The 25,963-nt window shown below is 50.9% G+C and carries 5 protein-coding genes; all 5 read left to right on the top strand.

The window, feature by feature from the left end:
- Positions 1 to 2,622: condensation domain-containing protein (locus tag EC604_RS29095; RefSeq protein WP_151458138.1), on the top strand; the 2,622-nt coding region annotated here is incomplete at its 5' end.
- A gap of 152 nt (positions 2,623 to 2,774) precedes the next feature.
- The gene (locus tag EC604_RS29090) at positions 2,775 to 6,080 is read left to right on the top strand and encodes a non-ribosomal peptide synthetase (RefSeq protein ID WP_123067432.1); all 3,306 of its coding nucleotides are present in this window, start codon (positions 2,775 to 2,777) and stop codon (positions 6,078 to 6,080) included.
- Entirely contained in the window at positions 6,070 to 7,899 is a 1,830-nt protein-coding gene (locus EC604_RS29085) for an ABC transporter ATP-binding protein (protein ID WP_123067431.1), read from the top strand. Before EC604_RS29090 ends, EC604_RS29085 begins: the two co-directional genes overlap by 11 nt.
- Positions 7,896 to 9,629 carry an ABC transporter ATP-binding protein gene (locus tag EC604_RS29080; RefSeq protein WP_123067430.1) on the top strand — a complete coding sequence of 578 codons (1,734 nt, stop codon included), beginning with the start codon at positions 7,896 to 7,898 and terminating at the stop codon, positions 9,627 to 9,629. The genes EC604_RS29085 and EC604_RS29080 overlap by 4 nt, the downstream gene beginning before the upstream one ends.
- A 39-nt stretch (positions 9,630 to 9,668) precedes the next feature.
- Positions 9,669 to 25,963, top strand: a 16,295-nt coding sequence (locus EC604_RS29075) for a non-ribosomal peptide synthase/polyketide synthase (protein WP_123067429.1), incomplete at its 3' end; no start/stop codon positions are given.

Below are 25,963 nucleotides of genomic sequence, written 5' to 3'. Positions count from 1 at the left end.
CGACGGGAATATCGGTTGGATCAGTTCCCGGTGCGGCTATTGCAGCTGGCCAGCTTCTCGTTTGACGTGTTCGTGGGCGATATCGCACGCACGCTGTACAACGGAGGCACGATGGTCATTGTGCCGAAGGATGACCGGATCGATCCGTCTCGTTTGCACCACTGGATCGAGCAGGAGCAGGTGACTATTTTTGAGTCGACGCCAGCGCTCATTGTGCCGTTTATGGACTATGTGCATGAGCAAGGGCTGGATATGAGCCACATGGAGCTACTCATCACCAGTTCGGACAGTTGTAGCGTCGCCGATTATCGTACCTTGCAGGAGCGCTTCGGATCAGTGTTCCGAATCATCAACGCTTATGGGGTGACGGAAGCGGCGATTGACTCCAGCTTCTACGACGAGCCACTGGAAATGCTGCCACAGACAGGGCATGTGCCTATCGGCAAAGCGTGGTTAAATGCGAAGTTCTACATTGTGGATGCCCATCTGAATCCTGTGCCTGTAGGTGTGCTGGGCGAACTCGTTATCGGCGGAATTGGGGTTGCGCGTGGATACTTGAATCGTCCAGAGCTGACGGAAGAGAAGTTCGTAGACAGCCCGTTCGCCGCGGGTGAGCGGTTGTATCGCACGGGCGACTTGGCGCGATGGACGAAAGACGGCAACGTGGACTTCATCGGTCGGATGGACAACCAGGCCAAAATCCGGGGGTACCGGATCGAAACAGGAGAGATTGAGTCACACCTACTACAGGTGGAAAATGTTCGCGAAGCAGTCGTGCTGGTTCGAAATGACGCAAACGGGCAGAAAGTGCTATGTGCATATTACACACCGGATACAGGAACAGATCTGGCAGTAAACGATCTGCGCGGAGCGTTGGCACAGGAGTTGCCGGGGTATATGATTCCATCGTACTTCGTGAGGATGGAGCGTCTTCCTCTGACGCCAAACGGCAAGATTGACCGGAAGGCGTTGCCAGCGCCGGAAGGGGAGGCAGGAAGCGGAACGGAGTATGTTGCACCGCGCAATGAACTGGAAATAAAGTTGGCCTCGATTTGGCAGGAGGTGCTGGGGCTTACGAAGGAGATCGGCGTGTACGAGAACTTCTTTGACATTGGTGGTCACTCTCTACGGGCAACGTCATTGGCGGGCAAGGTATTTAAGAAATTAAATGTTAATCTGCCGCTGCGCGACGTATTCCGCCACTCGACTATTGCATCGATGGCCGAGGTAGTCGCCCGGATGGAGAGACGGGAGCATGAGGCCATTCCTCAAGCGGATTTAAGAGATTACTACCCTCTCTCCTCTGCGCAGAAGCGATTGTTCATTCAGCACACGCTGGATGGGGCAGATCAGCTTTATAACATGCCGGAACTGGTGCAGTTGGAAGGTGAGTTTGATTTAGAACGTTTTGAAGGTGCCGTGCGCAAATTGATAACACGCCATGAATCACTGCGCACAAGTTTTGAAGTTGTGAAGGGTGAAGCAGTTCAGCGTATTTACCAGCAGGTTGATTTTGCTATCGAACACCATCAAGCAGATCCAGAGGATGTGGCTCAAATCGAGCAGACCATCCGCAGCTTCGTTCGTCCGTTCGACCTTGGCAAGGCGCCGCTTCTACGCGTCGGGGTCATAGAACTGGAGCGGGACCTGCATATTCTCCTTTTCGATATGCATCATATTGTGTCCGACGGTGTATCGATGACGATTGTGATGGATGAGTTCTCAAGTGTTTATGCTGGTGAAGAACTGCCTTCATTGCGGATTCAATACAAGGATTATGCCGTTTGGCAACAGTCTAAGGATTACCAAGACCGGATCGGACGGCAGGAAGCGTACTGGCTGAAAACCTTTGAAGGCGAACTGCCGAGGGCCGATTTACCGCTGGACTATGAACGGTCTGCGATTCGCGATTACGAAGGCATGCATCTGGAATTCGATGTTGACGCTACTCTCTCTGAGCGGCTACGTCAATTGGCGGCCCAGCAAGAAAGCACGCTGTACATGGTGCTGCTCGCGGCGTATACCTTGTTGCTGTCCAAGTATAGCGGGCAAGAGGATATCATCGTGGGTACCCCGGTGGCGGGAAGAACGAATGCCGATTTGGAGCCGGTCATCGGGATGTTTGTCAATACGTTGGCGCTCCGTAATCGTCCGTCGGGGGACAAAACATTTTTGTCCTACCTTGAAGAAGTGAAGGAGACCGCTTTGGGTGCTTTTGAGAACCAGGATTATCCGTTCGAAGAGCTCGTAGAGCGTTTGAATGTGAAGCGGGAACCGGGCCGCTTCCCGTTATTCGATGCTGTTTTCGACTTGCAAAATATCGAAGAACAAGACGTCGAACTGGAAGGGGTCAACCTGAAAAGTGTTGAACTCGACCAGTTGGAAGAAGCCAAGTTTGATCTAACCCTGTTTATGTATGAAAACAACGGCTCGCTGAGCGGAGGCTTCTTCTATGCCACGAAGCTGTTCAAAGAGACGATGATTCGCACCTTGACCGACGATTACCTGCGGGTGCTGTCTCAAATCGTAGAAAATCCACAGCTTGAGCTAAACCGGATTGAATGTCATAAACCAGAGACAGACGGAAAGAATGCGGTTGATTCAATCGAATTTGCGTTTTAAATCTGCAATCATGCCTTTGATGTCTAGTGAAATCTGCACATATCCCAAGTAAGATGGCGAACAACATGCAAGCCCATAGATGCACAGATCCGAAAATAAACGTTTTGGATCTGTGCAGGGCATGCGGTCACTTCATTTTAGGGGAGGTACCCATGAAATCTTTATTTGAAAAGGAAGAACAGTACTGGAACCTTAAGTTTGATGCCAGTGACAGTCTGAGCTTCCTTCCTTACAGTCAACCCTCCAAGTTATCTGCAAGTGGGGAAGCCGAGGTCAAGCCAGGCTTGCTTCACCGCACTCTGCCAATCGAACTCTCGGAGAGAATCATTGGCCTAGCGAGTGGTTCCGATTTGGCGATATACATGGTTGTTTTGGCAGGAGTAAAAAGTCTGCTGTTCAAATATACGGGGCAGGATCAGGTGCTGGTCGGTATGCCTTCTTATCAAGCAGAACCGGATGGGACGCCGCCGCATGAAATCCTGTTCATCAAAACGGCTGTAAGCCATCAGACTACGCTTAAAACGCTGCTCGGGGGAATCAAAACCTCTATCAGCGAGGCGCTGGAGCATCAGCACCTGCCTTTCCGAAAAATGGTGGAGCCGCTCCGTCTGGGTTATACGAAGGATGGCTTTCCAGTCATTAACACTGTGGTCTCCTTCGCCCCGATTCATCCTGAAACGCTGGGCAACCGGATGGCGAACGATATGATTTTTCGCTTCGACCGCGAAGAAAGTTCTCTCGAGTTGGAGATAAGCTATGACGGGCAACGGTATGAGCATGCGTTTGTGGAACAAGCAGCCGACCATCTAGTTCGGCTACTGTCCTTACTTTTATTTCAGCCGGATCTGGAGCTTGGACAAGCCGATGTACTATCTCCAGATGAGAGGGAAATGCTCCTGAATCAATTTAATGACACAGGAACCGGATTTGATCGTGGGCAAACCATTCACGGCTTGTTTGAAGAACGGGCAGCTTTTTATCCGGGTAACGTAGCCGTTGTCATGAATGAAGAGCAGTTAACTTACTGCGAATTGAACGAGCGATCCAACCGCCTTGCGCGGAAGCTGCGCGAGACAGGAGTCGAAGCCGATCAACTGGTCGCGATTCTAGCTGAACGCTCGATTGATATGGTTGTTGGCATTCTAGCAATTCTCAAAGCCGGCGGGGCTTACGTGCCTATTGATCCCGATTATCCAGAGGAGCGTATCCGCTTCATGATTGAAGATTCAGGTGCACCATTATTACTTATTCAAAAGCATTTGCATGAAAAGACTGACTTCGCAGGAACTCGGCTTGAATTAGATCATTTTGTTTGGGAAGACAGTGGGCTCGGCTCCGAAGGTGCACCGGACTCTTCGAACTTAGAACCGATTTCTGAATCGGGAAACTTGGCCTATGTTATCTATACGTCAGGAACGACGGGTAAACCTAAAGGAACGCTAATTGAGCATAAAAACGTCGTACGCCTCCTGTTTAACGACAAGAACCTGTTCGACTTTGGGCCATCCGACACATGGACACTGTTCCATTCCTTCTGCTTTGATTTTTCTGTTTGGGAAATGTACGGAGCGCTACTGAATGGAGGGAAGCTGGTCATCGTACCACCGCTTACGGCGAAAAGTCCCGCTGATTTTCTGGCGCTGCTGAGCCGCGAACAAGTCACGATTCTTAATCAGACGCCAACATATTTTTACCAGTTGCTCCGTAAGGTCTTGGTCGATCATCCATATCATCTACGGATTCGTAACGCTATCTTCGGAGGAGAAGCGCTCAGTCCGTTGTTACTCAAGGGTTACAAGACGAAGTACCCGGAGACAAAGCTGATCAACATGTACGGCATTACGGAAACGACCGTTCATGTGACATATAAGGAAATTACGTGGACCGAAATAGAGGCGGCGAAGAGTAATATCGGCAAGCCTATTCCTACACTTCGTGTGTATGTCCTGGATGAAAACCGCCAACCCGTTCCAATTGGTGTAGCGGGCGAAATGTTCGTGGCTGGGGAAGGCCTTGCGAGAGGATATCTGAACCGTCCGGACCTAACAGAGGAAAAGTTCGTCGATTCCCCGTTTGTGAAGGGGGAGAAACTGTACCGCACGGGCGATTTGGCAACTTGGTTGCCGGACGGCAATATCGAATATCTGGGCCGGATCGATCATCAGGTGAAAATTCGTGGGTACCGGATCGAGTTGGATGAGATCGAGAACCAGATTCTGAAGATTGAAGCTGTGCAGGAAGCCAAGGTGCTTGATCGCGAAGATGCGAACGGTAATAAGCTTCTTGTTGCTTATTACGTCGCAGAAACAAGACTTTCGGCGCATGAACTCAAGGAGGAACTCTCCAAGCATCTTCCGGGGTATATGATTCCTTCGCACTTCATACAGCTTTCGCAGATGCCGCTGACCTCGAACGGTAAAATCGATCGCAAAGCGTTGCCTGCGCCGGGGGAAAACGCGGCCAGCGAAGCCGAGTATGTCGCGCCGAGAACGCTGCTTGAGATGAAAATCGCCCGTGTGTGGCAAGATACGCTTGGCGTTCCGCAGGTCGGAGTAAAGGATAACTTTTTTGAGCTCGGTGGTAATTCGTTAAGTATCATGAGGCTCGTACAGGCTGTTTACGATGAAACAGGTATTGAGATCCCGCTGAACCGCCAATTCCATCATGTCACCGTTGAAGCCATGGCTTTTGGAGAGGGAGACCTGGGGCTGGATCAAGGAGGAGACTCTTTCATCAAGTTGAATAAAACAGGTGATCTTAACGTGTTCTGCTTCCCTCCTGGTAGCGGCTTCGGCATAGGTTACCGAGAACTCGCAAGTAGGCTCGATGGCCGATTCATACTCTACGGCATTGATTTTATCGATGATGCCACCGATTACGACTCCATGCTGAACCGCTATGTGGACGAGATTGTTCGCATCCAGCCAGATGGGCCTTACGTGTTACTGGGTTATTGCTTTGGAGGCAACCTGACGTTTGAAGTAGCTAAAGTGATGGAGAAAAGAGGGCATGTCGTAACGGATGTGCTTATGGTGGACTCGTGGATTAAGGAAACGCTGACGCCTGCTGAAACGTCGGAGAAAGAGCTTGAAGAAATGCTTGCCGATTTTGACGAAGAAGAGAAGGAGTTAATGAGTAACTCACTCGTACGGGAGAGGGTTCATCGGAAGGTCAAAGCGACCTTGATGTATGAGGCCCAGCTTATTAATTCTGGAACGATCCGGGCCCGAATTTATGAACTGATTGCGCAGGACAGCGAGGCGTTTCGTCTGGAACATCAATTGCCGTCCTGGCGGCGGGCAACAAGGCAAGTTTATACCGATTATCGCTTGGAAGGCGCGCATGAAGAATTATTAGAGCTTGCGCGTGTGGACGAAACAGCCGTCGTCATCCGGGATATTTTAGAGCAAGTTAAGCAGCAGATCGAGGCAGAGACTGGAGTACTGCATGGAAGCTGACCAGCAGCCATTTGTTCGAGAACAAGTCACAGAGGAAGCTTCCAAGCGCCAAACCGTTTACGCCACATGGAAAGCATTCCGCTGGCTGATGTCCTATGTAAGCCGTCACAAGGGCTGGATGATCGTCGGTATATTGTCCGCAATTGCTGCGGCCGTCATTGAGATATGGACGGGAAGTCTGATTGAGCAACTGACCACGCAGGCCGAGAAAGGGGCAGGGCCAATCGTACTGCAGATCGTGTATGCCGTCTTTGTGGTCATTCTGATCGGTGTACCGGCCAAATTTTTCATGAGTTTTGGCGTGGAGCGAAGCAGTGCCTCTGCGGTTCAAGATGTCCGTAACGATGTCATGCGTCATATTGGCAAACTTCGGGTCTCCGATTTGGAAAAGCAGCACTCCGGTGACATGCTGTCACGAATCAACAATGATCTGCAGCTCATCCAGCAGTTTATGATTCGGGATTTTGCCCAGTGGTTTTATCATCCGCTATTGTTTATTGGCTGTTTTGCATATTTGATCTACCTCCAATGGGAGCTGATGCTGTACAGTCTGCTGTTATTTCCGGTAGCGTTGCTGATTTCTCAATGGATTGGCAAGCAATTGGAGCGGTTGACGGAGGAAGCCCAGACCAATATGGGCCGAATGAACGTGAACCTCCAGGATACGCTCGGGGGGATGCCTATTGTAAAAAGCTACCTGTTATCCGGGATGTTATCTCGATCCTACCAAGTGTTGCTGCAATTGACAGCTCAAAAAAAACTGGCCGTGAAAAAGCGGGAAGCCTGGGTCAACCCGTTGCTTTCTACACTGATGATCAGTCCGATCATTTTTGCAGTCAGTTACGGAAGTTATTTGATCTATCAAGGACAGTTAGGCGCGGGAGAACTCGTTGCCTTCTTATACTTGCTGAATCTGTGTCTGGAACCGCTGGAACATATTCCCGAGCTTATCACGCGTACGTTCGAAATGGCCGGTGCCTTAAGAAGGGTTTCCGATATCGTTGAGCAGTCAACTGAGACAGAAAATGGCCATTTAATTCCGAAAGCGAACGCAACGCCTATTGAATTTAAGAACGTAACCTTTGGATATGAAGATCACTCTCCGATCCTGCGGAATGTGAGCTTCTCGGTACCGGAAGGCAAGACGATTGCTCTTGTCGGAGCGAGCGGCGGAGGAAAGAGTACGGTGTTTAAGCTGGTTTGCGGCTTTTATCCGCTACCGGAGAAAAGCGAAGGTGAAATCCGCGTGTTTGGCACCCGGATTGATGGTGCTGACCCGGAGCAACTGCGGTCACATTTTTCCGTGGTCACTCAGGATTCGTATTTGTTTAGCGGTACGATTGCCGAAAATATTGGCTACGGGCAAGAAGGAGCATCGATGGATGCGATTATTGAAGCTGCCAAAGTTGCTCAGGCGCATTCCTTCATTATGAAGCTCTCTGATGGATACCAGACGTATGTCGGAGAGCGCGGCGGATTTTTGTCCGGCGGGCAGCGTCAGCGTATCGCCATGGCTCGGGCTTTTTTAAAGGATGCTCCCGTGCTGTTGTTGGACGAGCCTACGTCGGCCCTTGATCCAGAGTCGGAAAGTGCGGTTCAGAAAGCTCTGGGTGTATTGATGAAACAGAGAACAACGATGGTTATTGCTCACCGACTTTCTACGGTACAAAGTGTCGACGAGATTTGGGTCATGGAACAGGGAAATATTGTGGAAAAGGGCACTCATGAACAACTGCTGGGGATGAATGGGCTGTACGCCCAGTCTTACTATCAGGAGTTTACCGAGGCCGCCGAACGCAGGGAGGTGGCGCACACATGAAAAAGGGCGGATGGCTCTCGCAAGTTAAAGAACTTGGCTATTTGCTGACATTTATGAACCGCAAGCAAAAAACTCAGTACGCCACCGGCCTAGCTGTAACGGCACTCACCCAAACATTGTTTCTGATCGCCTTCAGTTTGGTCGTACATAACTTGGTTGATTTCGCCGTGTCCCGAGATACGTCCCTGATGGTGAATGCTTTTATCATTTTGGGCACGGCGCTGTTTCTGGAAAATATCATTTCGCCCTGGTTCATTTACTTGTACCAGCGGAGTGTTGAGCTGACTGTACTGAACATCCGCGAGCGTCTTTATGGCAAGCTGTGCCGGGTCCGTCCGAGATTTCTGGAGCAGACGCACCATGGGGACTTGTTGTCACGGGTGAACAACGACGTAACGACAGTTGAGTTTACATTTTCACAGGTTTACTTCGTTCTGTTGTTACAAGTTGTTTTTTGCATCGGCTCTATTGTTTCCATGGTATTGATCGATTGGCGGTTTGCTGGCGTATCTTTCGTCATTCTGCTATTGTCCTCCGCGGTCAGCCTGAAATTTGCCCGAGATATTCGTGCCTTGTCCGAACAAGGATTGCAAACGCTCGGTAAAATGACCGAAAAATTCAAAGATTTCATGGGCGGCATTCAAATGGTGAAACTGTTTCGCATCCGTTCGATTTATAGCCAGTATGAGGCGTTGAATGAACAGATGACTCAGACGCTACGGCAAACTGCGCAGAAGAACGGGATGCAGGCTGCGGTGAATCATTTTATTAGTTACGTCACGTTCTGTGGCATTATCGTCATCGGTAGTCTTCTTTATGCCTACGGACTGATGGGAATGGGGAGTGTTGCTGCCCTGGCGGTTTTGCAAGTGAATCTGACACACGCCTTATTGAACCTGGGGATGGTTCTGTCTATGACCCAGAATTCACTCGCGGGGGCTCATCGGATTCAAGAGGTACTTGCAGAGGAAGAGGAACCGGAGCGACTAGGATCTCCAGACAGCAAACATTTTTCGGATGCTGCGGTGGAGTTTCGCGATGTGGAATTTTCCTATCAGATGGGTACAAAGGTGCTTGAAGGCATGTCCATGAAGGTGTTTCCCGGCCAGATTGCTGCGATTGTGGGGGCCAGCGGCAGCGGCAAAAGTACGCTGATCAAACTGTTGCTCGGTTTTTATCCGGTGGACAGTGGAGAAATCCTGCTCCAAGGCAAAGCGTTTGGCCATTACACGCTGGATGAAATCCGCAAGCAGATTGCTTACGTTCCGCAGGAACCGTTCTTGTTTGCAGGCACAATCGAGGAAAATATTCGCTATGGCAAGCCGGAAGCCACGGATGAAGAAGTTGTGGAAGCTGCCAAAGCGGCATACGCTCATCACTTTATTCAGGAACTTCCTGAGCAGTATCAAACGTCGGTGGGAGAGAGGGGAGCATCGTTGTCAGGCGGACAAAGACAGCGCATTGCGATTGCTCGAGCGATTCTTAAGAATGCACCGATTCTCCTGCTGGACGAAGCAACCTCTGCACTGGATAACGAATCCCAGCATTGGGTACAGCAGGCCCTGAACGTATTGATGAAGGGGCGTACGACTATTCTGATCGCGCACCGTCTCAGCACCGTGGAACATGCGGATTCGATTACGGTTATGAACCAAGGAACAGTCGTTGAGCGGGGGCGCCATCAGGATCTGCTCGCGCTCGGAGGTTATTACGCCCGGCTTTACGGTTAGCTTATCTACCAACAATCTCTAAAACGGGAGTGTGTCGATGTGAGAGAAAATACCAACAAGCAATACGGATTAACGCAAGCCCAGCGCCGAATATGGTTTATGGAAATTATGAATCCGGGTACGTCCATCACGATGCTTTCCGCAACTTACCAAATTACGGGTGAGATTGACACACCGCTTCTGGAGCAAGCGACGGGTGAAATCGTCAAAACTTATGATGCTTTCCGAATCCGTCTTAGTGGAGATTTACAACATCCAACACAGTGGTTTGAAGAACTGGAGAATGTGCAGGCCAGGATAAGTCACCTCGAATTAGATACAACTGAACAATTTTATACGTGGGTAAACGAAGTAAGCAAAAAACCGGTAAGCGTGTTTGACGAAAACCTTTACCAATTTACTATTATTCATTTTGCGAACGGTCAGGTTTGGCTTAATTTGACGATAAATCATATCATTGCTGACGGTTTGTCCGTAAATGCTTTGTTGCATGCCGTGATGGAAAAATATCTGAAACTGCGCAAAGACAAACGTAAGGAAAAGGGCAAAGAGAATGAGAAAGGCAGAGATATAGACATCTCAGGTAATGATCAGGCTCCCTCCTATTTGGATTATATTTCTGCTGAGCAAGAGTATGAGCAATCACAACGTTATCAAAAAGGCAAAGAATATTGGCTGACAAAGTACAGCACTTTACCTGAAACGACGGGCATTAAATCGGCGCCATCATTCTCCGTTGGCAGTGAGTCCAATAAACTCGCCATCACTTTGGATGGTTCCCGGTATGAACGCATTCTGGCCTTCAGTGAACAATATCAGGTCAGCTTATATACGTTATTTCTGTCTACTATGTATGCCCTGCTGTATAAGCTGACTGACAGCACCGATGTGCCAGTCGGCACGGTTTTCGCCAATCGTACCAGCAAAAAGGAAAAAGAAACCATTGGCATGTTCGTCAGCACCGTGGCTACACGGATTCATCTTGATCCAGACGCTCACCTGCTGTCCCTGATTCAGACCGTTTCCAAGGAAAATACGGCTGATCTGCGGTATCAGAAATATCCGTACAACCAATTGATCCAGGATTTGCGTGAGCAGCATGGGCGCAACGATCTTTCGGAGCTTTTCCGCACATCTCTGGAATATCTTCCTCTGAAAATTGAGGAATACGAAGAAATCAAAGTACGTCTGGAGGCTCATTTTGCCAGACATGAGATGGACGATTTGCTCTTACGCTTCGACCATATGCTGAATGAAGGACATGTCATTCTGCATGCTTCTTACCGTAATGGCTTGTTCGAAAAGGCCGAGATTGATCGGATTATGGAACAGTATGTAACTGTTCTGGATCAGTTTCTTCAGACTCCCGAACTACGGGTACGGGAACTTTCTCTGCTCAGTGATGAGGAGAGACATCGCATATTGGACGTTTTTAACCCGCCGGTGGCAGAGCTTAGCGAGGCAGAGGCATTTCACCGATATATTGAAAAGTTTTCAAGGGAAATACCGGATCATCCTGCAGTCATCTATATGGACCAACAGCTGACGTATGGCGAATTGAACGAGCGCGCCGAACGGCTGGCTTCTCTCCTTCGTGAACAAGGCGTGGGAAGGGAGAGCATTACAGGGATCTGGGCGGAACGTTCGGTCGAACTTTTGGTTGGTGTACTCGCTGTTTGGAAAGCGGGCGGAGCCTATGTGCCGCTAGATCCTGATTATCCAACGGAGCGAATCGAGTATATGCTAAGCGACAGCGAAGCATCGGTGTTGCTCACACAGCGTCACTTGTTGGAGCGGGCCGGAGGTTGGCTGGCTGATGACAGGCTGAAGCTTCAAGCAGTTTATGCCATGGACGATGAGCAGATTTATATTGGGGACGCGGGTGGCATGGAATTAGACTCTGCCGAGAGTACCCCGCAAGACTTGGCCTATGTGATTTACACCTCGGGTACGACAGGACGTCCGAAAGGTGTCATGGTTGAGCATGGTAGTCTCGTAAATACGGCGGATGCATACCGCCTTGAGTACCAACTGGATCAGTTCCCGGTAAGGTTGCTGCAGCTGGCGAGTTTCTCGTTTGACGTATTCGTCGGAGATATCGCACGCACGTTGTACAACGGGGGTACGATGGTGATTGTGCCGAAGGATGACCGGATTGATCCCAACCGTTTATACGGCTGGATTCGGGATCAAAACATTACGGTATTTGAATCGACGCCTGCGCTCATTCTGCCCTTCATGCAACATATCTATGAAGAAAAGCTGGACGTTAGCTCCATGCAGTTGCTGATTACCAGCTCGGATGCTTGCAGTGTCAACGATTATCGTTTGTTACAGGAAAGATTCGGCGGACAATTCCGCATTATTAACAGCTATGGCGTGACGGAAGCGGCGATTGACAGCAGCTTTTACGACGAGCCGCTGGACAAACTGCCGCCGTCGGGCCATGTGCCAATCGGCAAAGCTTGGCTGAACGCCAGATTTTATATTGTTGATGCTGCATTAAAGCCAGTGCCTATAGGTGTTCCGGGTGAGCTTGTCATTGGTGGTGCAGGGGTAGCGCGCGGGTATTGGAACCGTCCCGACTTAACCGCTGAGAAGTTTGTAGAGAGCCCGTTTGTGCCGGGCGAACGTCTGTACCGGACAGGGGACTTGGCCCGCTGGCTGAAAGACGGAAACGTGGACTTCATCGGCCGGATCGACTATCAGGTGAAAATTCGAGGGTTCCGAATCGAACTCGGGGAGATTGAAACGGCTTTGCTACGTTATCCTGGCATTAAACAGGCTGTAGTGATCGACCGTACGGATGAGCAGGGGCAGAAGTATTTGTGTGGTTACGTGGCTGGCGATGCTTCCTTGCAGATAAGCGATCTGCTGTCTCAATTGAAGGAGGAACTACCTGTCCATATGATCCCGGCTCGATTGGTATCACTTGATAAGCTTCCACTCACGCCGAACGGTAAAATTGACCGTAAAGCCCTGCCTGAACCGACCGGAGAGGTAGAAGCAGGACATGAATATGTAGCACCTCGCACATGGCTCGAAACAAGGATTGCGCTCATTTGGCAACAGGTGCTGGGTATTGCGCGAGTTGGCGTTCAAGATGACTTCTTCGAACTGGGAGGGCATTCCTTGCGGGCCTCCTCGCTGGTTTCCAAGATTCGGAAGGAACTGCAAGTCGAGGTGCCACTACGGGACGTTTTTCGCTATACCACGGTTGAACAGTTGGCACAGAGAATCGGTAGTTTAAAGAAGCAGGAGACATACGAGATCACAAAGGCAACCCAGGCAGAGTACTATCCGGTTTCATCTGAACAGAAGCGTTTGTACATCCTGCGCCAGCTTGATGGAGCCGAGCGGAGCTACAATATGTCAGCGGCGCTTCTTCTTGAAGGGGCATTGGATCATACGCGTGTCCAGCAAGCATTCCGGGCACTGATTCAGCGTCATGAGACGCTGCGTACCGGGATCGAGCAGGTTCAGGGTGAGCTTGTACAACGCATCTATGATGAGGTGCAGTTTGCCGTGGATTATTACCAGGCGAGCGAGCAGGAATTAGATCACGTGGTGGAGGCTTATTATCGCCCGTTTGATCTGACCAAGCCGCCACTTCTACGAATCGGCCTGATCCAAGTCGCCAAGGATCGTCACATTCTATTGTTTGATATGCATCATATCGTCTCCGATGGTATTTCGACTGCGTTGCTTTTTGATGAGTTCAGTCGTCTGTACCGCGGTGAGACGCTGGCACCACTACACATTCAATACAAAGATTATGCTGTTTGGCAACATTCCGAAGCTTATGGGCAGATGCTTGAGCCGCAGAAGGAATACTGGCTGGAACAGTTGTCGGGTGAATTGCCTGTTTTGGAGCTCCCGACGGATTACCCGCGCCCTGCGGTGCAGAGCTTTGACGGCCGGACTGTAAAGTTTTATATCGGACAAGAACGAACGGAGAAGCTGAAAGAACTTGCGGCACGGACGGGAACGACTCTGTATATGGTGCTACTGTCGGCGTACTCCATCCTTATGCATAAATATTCGGGTCAGGAAGATCTCATCGTAGGAACACCGATTGCCGGAAGGACGCAAGAAGAAGTGCAACCCATCGTGGGCATGTTTATCAACACACTGGCTATTCGTAGTCGTCCAGAGCGTTCCAAGCCGTACCTTTCCTACCTTGATGAAGTTAAGGACATCACACTTGGGGCCTTTGAAAATCAAAATTATTTATTTGAAGACTTGGTGGAGAGTCTGCACATTGCGCGCGCGACTGGCCGAAATCCGCTCTTTGATACGTTCTTCTCCCTGCAAAATACGGAGAACGAGCGCATTGTCATCGAGGGGCTGGAACAATCGTTTTATCCGCTGGAAAACAGAACATCCAAGTTCGAACTGCTGCTAGATATTTCGGAGTTGGACGGTCAGCTTGAATGTCGGTTGGAGTACGCTACGGCTTTGTACAAACAGGAAACTGCGGAGCGGTTCGCCAGACATTATGGCAAGTTGCTCGAAACCATCGTAGCAGCACCGGACGGAGACATTGCATCACTCGAGATGCTTACGGAAGAAGAAGTGCACGAGTTGATGCACGGGTTTAACGACTCGGAAGCGGACTATCCACGCCAGCAAACCATTCACGGACTGTTTGAAGAACAGGCAGAGCTCTACCCGAATAACGTGGCCGCTGTCATGAATGAGAAGCAATTGACCTACCGCGAGTTAAATGAAAAATCGAACCGCCTCGCACGAAAACTGCGGGAAACTGGAGTCGAAGCAGATCAGTTGGTGGCCATTCTGGCCGAACGTTCGATTGATATGGTCGTCGGCATTCTGGCAATTCTCAAAGCGGGCGGAGCTTACGTGCCTGTCGATCCCGACTATCCGGAAGAGCGTATCCGTTTCATGATCGAGGATTCAGGCGCACCGTTATTGCTGATTCAAAATAATTTACATGAGAAGACGGACTTCGCTGGAACTCGGCTTGAATTGGATGATTTTGTTTGGGGAGATGACAAGGCGGACTTGGGAAGTGCGCTGGATATCTCGAACTTGGAACCGATATCTGGCCCGGGCAATCTGGCTTATGTCATCTACACATCGGGAACAACGGGTAAACCGAAAGGAACGTTGATTGAGCATAAAAACGTTGTGCGCCTCCTGTTTAATGACAAAAACCTGTTTGACTTTGGACCGTCCGATACGTGGACGTTGTTCCATTCGTTCTGCTTTGATTTCTCTGTCTGGGAAATGTACGGAGCACTGTTGTACGGAGGTAAGCTGGTCATTGTACCACCGCTCACAGCGAAAAATCCGGCTGACTTCCTGGCACTGTTAGGCCGCGAACAAGTCACGATTCTGAACCAGACGCCAACGTACTTTTATCAACTGTTGCGGGAGGTCTTGGCGGATCATGCATACGATCTGCGGATTCGCAACGTCATTTTTGGGGGAGAAGCGCTTAGTCCATTGTTGCTCAAGGGCTACAAGACGAAATACCCTGATACGAAGCTGATCAACATGTATGGTATTACGGAGACAACGGTTCATGTGACGTATAAGGAAATTACGTGGGTCGAGATAGAGGCAGCCAAGAGTAACATCGGTAAGCCGATCCCGACGCTGAGCGTATACGTTCTGGATGAAAACCGCCGTCCTGTGCCGATTGGTGTGGCAGGCGAAATGTATGTGGCCGGGGAAGGATTGGCCAGAGGATATCTGAACCGTCCGGATCTGACAGCGGAGAAGTTCGTCGATTCCCCTTTTGCGAAGGGGGAGAAACTGTATCGCTCGGGTGACTTGGCCGCCTGGCTGCCGGACGGCAACATCGAATATCTAGGCCGGATCGACCATCAGGTGAAAATCCGCGGTTACCGGATCGAGCTAGACGAAATCGAGACTCAGCTTCTAAATGTAAAGGGCGTGGAAGAGGCAGTAGTGCTCGCTCGTGAGGACAGCGGAGGCGAGAAGGCGCTTGTCGCTTACTTTGTGGCGGATCGTACGCTGACAGTCAGTGAAATGAGAACTTCGCTGGCGCAGGAAATGCCGGGGTATATGATCCCGTCATACTTCGTGCAGCTGGAGCGTATGCCGCTGACGTCCAACGGTAAAGTCGATCGCAAAGCACTGCCTGAACCACAAGGCGGCATGGAAACAGGCGTTGAATACGTAGCACCGCGTAACCAATTGGAGGCTCAACTCGTGAATATTTGGGAGGAAGTGCTGGGCTATTCGGGCATTGGAGTCCTAAACAATTTCTTCGAGCTCGGAGGGCACTCCTTGCGGGCAATAAACCTTGTCAGCAAAATTCGGAAGGAGATGAACGTCGAACTCCCTTTACGGGATGTATTCCGCTATATGACGGTAGGGTCGATGGCCGAGGCTATTGCCAGCTTAGAAGAAACGAAACATACTTCCATTCCCAAAGCGGAGGAAAAAGCATACTATCCGGTTTCTTCTGCACAAAAAAGGCTGTATGTCCTGAACCAACTGGATCGCTTGGAGTTGAACTACAACCTCCCAAGCGCCTTGCGCTTAGAAGGCGTTTTGGACGAGGCCAAAGTGGAACGAGCACTGGATACCCTGATGGCCCGTCATGAAATGTTACGGACCGGTTTTGAAATCGTTAATGGAGAGCCGGTTCAACATATCCATCCACATGTAGCTTTCAAGGTAGAGAAGCTTCAAGCAAGTGAAGATCAGATTGCGGCCATTCTTGAAGGCTTCATTCGGCCTTTTGACTTGAGCGAGCCTCCTTTGCTACGTGCCCTGCTGATTGAACTTGGAGAAGAGCAATTCCTGCTCGCACTGGATATTCATCATATTGGGTCTGATGGCCTTTCCATGGACGTACTATTGCGTGAATTCGTGCGGCTATACAATGGGGAAAAGTTGCCGGAGATGCGGATTCAATACAAGGATTATGCCGTTTGGCAGCAATCCGAAGAGCAGCGACAGCGCATCAAGCGGCAGGAGGAACACTGGCGTGGGGTATTTAGCTCCGAGCTTCCGGTTCTTGAGCTACCTCTCGACTTCTCGCGCCCGGCTGTTCAGCAGTTTAACGGTCAAACGCTCACGTTTACACTGGATGCAGCGAAAAGTGAAGCCCTTAAACGCCTAGCAGGTGATACGGGTTCGACACTGTACATGCTTTTGCTGGCTGCATACTCCGTATTGCTTCATAAATATGCGGGACAGGAGGATATCGTGGTTGGCACACCGATTGCTGCTCGTTCACACGCCGACCTGCAACCGATTATCGGCATGTTTGTCAACACGCTGGCTCTTCGTTTGGGTCCAGCGGCAGAGCGGACATTCATGGAATACTTGCAGGAAGTGAAGGAAACGACACTTGCAGCCTATGAGCATCAGGACTATCCGTTTGAGGAACTGGTGGAAGCACTTCAGGTGAACCGGGATTTAAGCCGGAATCCGCTGTTTGATACGATGTTTTCTTTACAAAAGCACGAGAGCCTGGATTTAACGATGGAAGGCTTGCAATGGTCGCTGTTTGATATCGAGGAAAAGACTGCAAAGTTTGATCTTAGTTTGGATGTTGTAGAAGCGGGGAGAGAACTGGTTTGCAAGATTGAGTATGCTACCTCGTTATTCAGACCGGAAACGATCGTACGGCTCGCAGGGCATTACGAGCATCTTCTGGAGTCGATCCTGGCTCAGCCGGGAGCGCGGATTGCAGATCTGGATTTTCTCACGGACAACGAAAAACATGATTTGCTGGTTGGGTTCGACGTGTCGTCTCAGGCTCTCGCTAAGCAACCCGCCGAAGAGAGTACAGGCTTGGAAACAGATGAAGCATGGAGGGAGAGAACGTTCCACGAGCTATTCGAGCAACAGGTGGAGCGTACGCCAGAAGCACTGGCCGTTGTCTACGAAGACAGTAGGCTGACGTATGCGGAGCTGAATGCCAAAGCAAATCGTTTGGCATATATACTACGGACGTACGGAGTGAAGCCTGAGCAGGTGGTTGGCATTCTGGCTGGTCGTTCCACGGAGCTATTGATTGGGGTGCTTGCCGTATGGAAAGCAGGCGGCGCTTATGTACCGCTTGACCCGGATTACCCGGCGGAACGGATCGAGTATATGCTCGCGGACAGCGGTGCATCTGTTCTGCTCACGCAGACTTGCCTGCTGGAGCAAGCGGAAGTTTGGCGTACTGATGCAGATCTGGTGTTACAAACGGTGCTTGCGCTTGACGATGCGACAACATATGGACTTGGAGGGACAGAAGGGGCTGTAGGTACACAAGCTTGGGGTGAAGCAGGCGCTGAGGAGGGGGCTATGGTGCAGGCGGAAGTGGAATTGGCTGCTACCGAAACCTCTGCCACAGCAGAAGCTGAGAAGAGCACACAAGCAGCAGATCCAGCATCCAATCCTGCAAATGTGAACAAGGTGGGTGATTTAGCTTACGTCATCTACACCTCAGGTACAACCGGCCAACCGAAGGGCGTGGCAGTGGAACACCGTAGTTTGGTGAACACGGCGTCCGGCTACCGGCGAGAGTACCGTCTAGATCAGTTTCCGGTTCGATTATTACAGCTTGCCAGCTTTTCATTCGACGTATTCGTTGGCGATATTGCACGGACGCTGTACAATGGCGGCACGATGGTTATTGTACCGAAGGACGACCGAATTGATCCAACCCGGCTGTACGGCTGGATTCGTGACTATGCCATAACGGTGTTTGAATCGACCCCGGCGTTAATCATACCGTTTATGGAACATGTGTATACCGAGGGGCTGGATGTCAGCTCGATGAAGTTGCTGATCACAAGTTCAGACGCGTGTAGCGTAGCAGATTACCGCACCTTGCAGGAGCGCTTCGGATCGCGGTTCCGTATTATTAACAGCTATGGCGTAACGGAAGCAGCGATTGACTCCAGTTTCTATGATGAGCCGATGGAGAAACTGCCAAAGACGGGTAGTGTGCCGATCGGGATGGCGTGGCTGAATGCGAAGTTCCATATCGTGGATGCGAACTTGAAGCCGGTGCCGATCGGCGTACTCGGGGAGCTTGTTATTGGCGGTGTGGGTGTGGCCCGCGGTTATTTGAACCGTCCAGATTTGACGGCGGAAAAATTCGTAGATAGCCCGTTCGCTGCTGGGGAGCGGTTGTACCGGACGGGTGACCTGGCACGCTGGATGCCGGATGGCAACGTAGATTTCATCGGTCGGATCGATAACCAGGTGAAAATTCGCGGTTATCGGATCGAGCTTGGTGAGATTGAAGCAGCCATGAATAATGTGGCTGGTGTACGTCAAGCGCTTGTCATGGATCGGACGGATGAGCGGGGGCAGAAATATTTGTGCGCGTATGTCGTAGCGGATTCAAGCTTCGATCTGGAAAGACTGGTGGCTCATCTGGACACAGCCCTGCCTTCCCATATGGTGCCTGCGCGCATGATGCGTCTGGATCAGATGCCGCTTACGCCGAACGGGAAGGTAGACCGCAAAGCGTTACCTGTGCCGGAAGGAAGTATTCGCGCCGAGGTTGCATACACAGCACCTTGTACTGCTGCCGAGCAAGCCCTTGCGTTAGTCTGGCAGTCTGTACTTGGGGTGGATCAGGTCGGCACAAAGGACAATTTCTTTGCGCTCGGCGGTGATTCGATCAAGGCTTTGCAGGTATCGTCCCGTCTTTTGCAAACGGGATACAAGCTGGTCATGAAAGATTTGTTCCATTACCCGACCATTTCCGCCCTTAGTTTAAGATTGCAAACGGCGGAAAAAACGGCTAGCCAGGCCGAAGTGACGGGTGAGGTTGTTTTGACCCCGATTCAGCGCTGGTTCTTTGAACAAAATCCGGCTGATGTGCATCATAGCAACCAGGCATTCATGCAATTTTCCAAGCAAGGTTTTGACGAAGAAGTTTTACGCCAAGCGATGCATCAGCTGGTTGTGCATCATGATGCTCTCCGCACGGTTTACCGCCAAAGCGAGAACGGTTATACGGCTTGGAACCGTGGCGTCCTGGAGAATGAAGCGCTATTCGATCTGGAAGTTGTCGATCTCAAGGGAGTCCGCGACGTGAAAGAAACGGTAGAGGCTAAGGCGAATGACATTCAAGCGAGCATCGATCTGGAAAACGGCCCCTTGGTGAAACTCGGTTTATTCCGCTGTGACGACGGCGACCATCTGCTCATTGCGATTCATCATCTGGTTGTAGACGGTGTATCCTGGCGAATTCTGCTTGAGGATTTGGCTACTGGCTATGAGCAGGCGTTGCAAGGGCAACCAATTCGTCTGCCGCTCAAAACGGATTCATTCCAAACGTGGGCAAGACAGCTTGCTGATTATGCCAACAGCTCGGCAATAGATAGCGAAAGAACGTATTGGCAACAAGTCGAGCAATTGACCTATGAGCCGCTTCCGAAAGATTTTGAACAAGGCAGACCGAAACTGAAGGACAGCGGGCTTGTTACTGTTCGCTGGTCAGCAGAGGAAACGAAACAGCTGTTGAAGCAGGCACACCGTGCATACCATACGGAAATGAACGATCTGCTGCTGACCGCGCTTGGTCTTGCGGTACAAGCTTGGAGCGGTCAGGAACGTGTGCTGGTGAATCTCGAAGGCCACGGCCGGGAAGAACTTTTGCCAGATGTGGACATTACACGTACAGTAGGCTGGTTTACAAGTCAATTCCCTGTTGTACTGGAGCTTAGTCATGTTCAGGCCCTTGGCCACCAGGTAAAACGGGTGAAAGAAAGCTTGCGCCTGATTCCGAACAAAGGAATCGGTTATGGCATCCTGCGTTATTTGTCGGTGCCGCGTGACGGCGAACCCTTCGCTCTGGAACCGGAGATCAGCTTTAACTATTTGGGTCAGTTCGACCAGGATGTCGAAAGCAACGGCTTGCAGTCTTCTCCGTTCAGCGCGGGCGCGGATTCAAGCCCGAATGCAGTGATGGATTTTATCCTTGATATCAATGGTATGGTATCGGGAGGGATGCTGGAACTCACGATCCGTTACGGGGAGACCCAGTATAAGCAGGAAACGATAGAGAAATTAGGCACCTTGCTTCAATCGAGTTTACGCGAAGTCATCCTTCATTGCGTTTCGAAAGAGCGACCAGAGCTTACACCTAGCGATGTGCTGCTTCAAAATGTGACAGTGGAGGAACTGGATCAGTTAGCTGAACAGACGGCGGCGATTGGAGAACTGGAGAATGTATATACCCTGACTCCGCTGCAAAAAGGGATGTTGTTCCACAGCCTGCTGGATGCTGATTCGGAAGCTTACTTCGAACAGGTGACCTTCGATCTGTACGGAAGCTTGAATGTCGAAGCTTTCGCTAAAGGATTGGATACGTTAGTGCAACGGAATGAGGCATTGCGAACGAACTTTATTTCGGGCTGGAGAGACGAGCCGATTCAAGTGGTATTCCGTGAGCGTAAGTGTGAAGTGTACTTTGAAGATATACGCTCGGTAAGCGGTGAAGACGTGGAGAAGGCCATAGCTGATTTCGTTAGCGCGGATAAAGCGAACAAGTTCGATTTGGCTCAAGGCTCACTGATGCGAGTTACCGTATTGCGTACAGGCGACGAGTCCTACCACGTGATCTGGAGTCACCATCATATTTTGATGGACGGCTGGTGTATGTCCTTTATGATCAAGGAAGTGTTCGACACCTACTTCGCGTTTCAAGAGAATCGGAAACCGGAGCTTCCGCCGGTTACTTCGTACTCCCGGTATATTGAATGGCTGGAAACTCAAGATGCTGCGAAAGCTTCACACTACTGGTCCGAGTATTTGGCGGGTTACGACGAGCAGACCAGACTGCCTCAGGAAAAAACGCAGCTGAAACAGCATGCTTTTGAGATGGCTGAAATGGATGTGGAACTCAGCAAGGAACTGACCGGGGAGATCGAACGGGTGGCACGCCAGCAGCAGGTGACGCTTAATACATTCATGCAGACTGTGTGGGGACTGGTTCTGCAAATATACAACAACAGTGAGGATGTGGTATTCGGTTCGGTCGTATCCGGGCGTCCGGCTGAAATTCCAGGCATCGAAAGTATGATCGGCTTATTTATTAATACCATTCCGGTTCGTATTCAAAGCAAAGCATCCGAAACGGTAGCTAATATTTTGAGAAAAACTCAGGATCAGGCATTGGCATCAGGGGCTTATGAGACATATCCGTTGTTTGAAATTCAGTCGCTGAGTAAGCAAAAGCGCGACTTGATCAACCATATCATGGTCTTTGAAAATTATCCGATGGAGGAACAGATTGAGCAGGTCGTTGGCGGGGATAAAGAAGCATTGAAAATCGCCAATATCCAGTCACCGGAGCAAACGAATTACGACTTAGACATTACTGTCATTCCTGAAGAGCATATTTGGCTGCGGTTTACGTACAACGCACTAACCTTCAGAGAAGAAGATATCAGGTCGATCCACGGTCATTTTGCCCGGGCACTGGAGCAGGTTGCAGCTAATCCGAACATTCGTGTGAGTCAGTTGGAACTGCTGACAGCGGCGGAAAAAGAGCAAATTCTCAGCGCCTTTAATCCGGCGCAACCGGAAGCAGAAACGGCTCCTGAGCTTGCGTTCCACCGTCTGTTTGAGGAACAGGCGCATCGTGCGCCTGAATCGGAGGCTGTCGTGTACGAAAACGACCGTCTAACGTATGCGGAGCTAAACGAGCGGGCAAACCGTTTGGCGGCTACGCTGCGTGCAAAGGGCATCGGCCGGGAATCCATCGTCGGCATTCTTGCCGAACGTTCGGTGGATTTGCTGGTAGCCGTATTGGCTGTGTGGAAAGCGGGCGGCGCGTATGTACCGCTCGATCCGGATTACCCGGCAGATCGTGTGCGGTTCATGCTCGAAGACAGCGGAGCGAAGGTACTATTAACGCAAACGCCACTACGAGAGCGAGCCGAAGCTTGGCTGGGCGAAGAGGAGCTTGCGCTGGGTGTGGTGCTGTATCTCGACGACGAAGCGTCGTACAGCGAGGAACGGTTGAATGTGCCGATAAGTTCTGACGTGAATGATTTCCACGAAGCCCGCCCAGAGGATCTGGCCTACGTAATCTACACGTCGGGAACGACAGGACAACCCAAAGGCGTCATGATCGAGCACCGCAGCCTGGTCAATACGGCGGCAGGCTACCGACGGGAATATCGGTTGGATCAGTTCCCGGTGCGGCTATTGCAGCTGGCCAGCTTCTCGTTTGACGTGTTCGTGGGTGATATCGCACGTACGCTCTACAACGGAGGCACGATGGTCATTGTGCCGAAGGATGACCGGATCGATCCGTCTCGTCTGCACCACTGGATCGAGCAGGAGCAAGTGACTATTTTTGAGTCGACGCCAGCGCTCATTGTGCCGTTCATGGAATATGTGCATGAGCAAGGGCTGGATATGAGCCACATGGAGCTGCTCATCACCAGTTCGGACAGCTGTAGCGTCGCCGATTATCGTACCTTGCAGGAACGCTTCGGATCATTATTCCGAATCATCAACGCTTACGGGGTAACAGAAGCAGCGATTGACTCCAGTTTCTATGACGAGCCACTGGAAATGCTCCCAGAGACAGGGCATGTGCCTATCGGCAAGGCGTGGTTAAATGCGAAGTTTTACATTGTGGATGCACACCTGAATCCGGTGCCTGTAGGTGTGCTGGGCGAACTGGTTATTGGCGGAATTGGGGTTGCGCGAGGATACTTGAATCGTCCAGAGCTGAACGAAGAGAAGTTCGTACAGAGTCCGTTTGTTGCAGGTGAGAAACTGTATCGCACTGGAGATATGGCACGGTGGATGGAAGACGGCAACGTAGACTTCATTGGTCGGATCGACAACCAGGCCAAAATCCGGGGCTACCGGATTGAAACAGGCGAAGTCGAAGCGAAGCTGCTGCGTGTAACGGGCGTGAAGGAAACCGTCGTTGTAGTGAGGGAAGATCAAGAAGGTCAGAAAGCGTTGTGCGCTTATTATACTGCGGAAGAAGAACTGACCGTGGCAGATCTGAAGCGGGCCATCTCAAGCGAGCTACCCGGATACATGATTCCGTCGTACTTCGTAGAACTGGAGCAGCTGCCTCTGACGCCGAATGGGAAAATCGACCGGAAGGCGCTGCCGGCACCGGAAGCGGGCGGAGGTCGTGAATACGTGGCTCCGCGAACCGAACTGGAAGCCAAGCTGGCTGTTATCTGGCAAGAGGTGCTTGTTCGGGAGAAGGCCGTGGGCGTAACCGACAACTTCTTCGACCTGGGCGGACACTCGCTGCGGGCGACAACGTTGGTCAGCAAAATGCATAAAGAACTGGGTGTACAATTTCCACTTCGCGACGTATTCCGCTACTCCACGGTTGAGGAAATGGCCTTGGCTATGGAGCAACTAGAGATCGGCTCGTTCACAGCTATTCCGGTTGCCGAACCGAGCGCACATTATCCGCTCTCTTCCGCTCAGAAACGTCTTTATATATTGAATCAGCTGGAAGGAGCCGAGCTGAGTTACAACATACCGGGAGCTATGTTGCTTGAAGGTGAACTTGACCGGCAGCGGTTTACGGAAGCCTTCCGTGAACTCGTAGCTCGTCACGAAACACTGCGTACTGGCTTTGAGATGGTAAACGGCGAGACAGTTCAGCGGATTTATGATGAAGTCGTTTTCCAAGTGGAATATGTGCAGATCACCGGAGATCAAGCGGAAGAGACGGTACGCCAATTCGTTCGACCTTTTGATCTTGCTAAGCCGCCACTGCTGCGTGTAGGCCTTGCCGAACTGGCGCCGGACCGGCATATTCTGATGTTTGATACGCATCATATCGTATCTGACGGCGTTTCAATAGACGTACTAATCGAAGAATTCGTGCATTTGTACAGCGGTAAGCCGCTCCATCCACTCCGCATTCAGTACAAGGATTACGCGGTATGGCAACAATCAGACGAGCAGAAGACGCAGCTTGCCAAGCAGGAGGCCTACTGGCTGGGCATGTTCCGCGGAGAGCTGCCGGTTTTGGAATTGCCGACAGACTATCCTCGCCCGGCAATGCAAAGTTACGAGGGCCGCACGCTTCAATTGTTTATGAATAACGAACAAAGCGAGGGGCTGAAACGGCTTGCAGCCGAGAACGGCGCAACACTTTACATGGTTCTCCTTGCTGGTTATACGATATTGTTGCAGAAATACACAGGACAAGAGGACGTGGTTGTCGGTACGCCGATTGCGGGAAGAAATCACAGTGACGTTCAGCCTTTGATCGGCATGTTCGTAAATACTTTGGCTATTCGCAGTTATCCTTCTGCCGATAAGACGTTCCTTGATTACTTGAAGGAAATTAAGGAGACAACGCTGGGTGCTTTTGAACATCAGAATTATCCGTTCGAAGAACTCGTGGATAAGGTGGGCGTGGCTCGCGATCTAAGCCGTAATCCGTTATTTGATACGATGTTTGCTTTGCAGAATACAGAGAATTTAGAAATTCAGCTTCCTGGACTCCGTTTATCGACGTACGCCAGTGAAGAGACTGTTTCTAAATTCGATCTAAGTTTAGACGTCACTGAGATGGAGGACGGGTTGGAATATCTGTTTGAATATGCCACAGCTCTATATAAAACCGAAACGGTGGAGAAAATGGCATCTCATTACTTGCAACTGCTCGAATCCATTCTCCGTAACCCGTCAGGGATCATTGCCGAATTGGATATCCTAACCTCTGTTGAGAAAGAACAAATTCTCTGTGCGTTTAACCCGGAGCATTCAGAAGTGGAGACTGCTCCTGCGGCTACGTTCCATCGTCTGTTCGAGGAACAGGCAAAACGTACGCCTGGGTCAGAGGCCGTTGTGTACGAAAAAGACCGTCTAATGTATGCGGAGCTGAATGAACGGGCGAACCGTTTGGCGGCTACGTTACGGATAAGCGGCATTGGCCGGGAATCCATCGTCGGCGTTCTTGCCGAACGTTCGGTGGATTTGCTGGTAGCCGTGCTGGCTGTCTGGAAAGCAGGCGGCGCGTATGTACCGCTCGACCCGGATTACCCGGCAGACCGCGTGCGCTTCATGCTCGAAGACAGCGGAGCGAAGGTACTGCTTACGCAAACGCCACTGCGAGAGCGTGCCGAAGCTTGGCTGGGCGAAGAGGAACTGGCGCTGGGTGTGGTGCTGTATCTCGACGACGAAGCAACCTACAGCGAGGAGCGGGCCAATGCGCCGGTGAGTTCTGGTATGGACGATTTCCACGAAGCCCGGCCAGAGGATCTGGCCTACGTGATTTATACGTCGGGAACGACAGGACAGCCCAAAGGCGTCATGATCGAGCACCGCAGCCTGGTCAATACGGCGGCAGGATACCGACGGGAATATCGTTTGGATCA

The sequence above is a fragment of the Paenibacillus amylolyticus genome (assembly GCF_003719335.1).
Taxonomy (GTDB): Bacteria; Bacillota; Bacilli; order Paenibacillales; family Paenibacillaceae; genus Paenibacillus; species Paenibacillus amylolyticus_D.
The sequence above is the reverse complement of the archived record's forward strand: the minus strand, read 5'-3'. Positions and strand labels throughout refer to the sequence as shown.

Bases quoted from the DNA above. Each gene is read 5' to 3' on its own strand.
- EC604_RS29090 (WP_123067432.1), top strand. From the start codon at position 2,775: ATGAAATCTTTATTTGAAAAGGAAGAACAGTACTGGAACCTTAAGTTT.
- EC604_RS29085 (WP_123067431.1), top strand. From the start codon at position 6,070: ATGGAAGCTGACCAGCAGCCATTTGTTCGAGAACAAGTCACAGAGGAA.
- EC604_RS29080 (WP_123067430.1), top strand. From the start codon at position 7,896: ATGAAAAAGGGCGGATGGCTCTCGCAAGTTAAAGAACTTGGCTATTTG.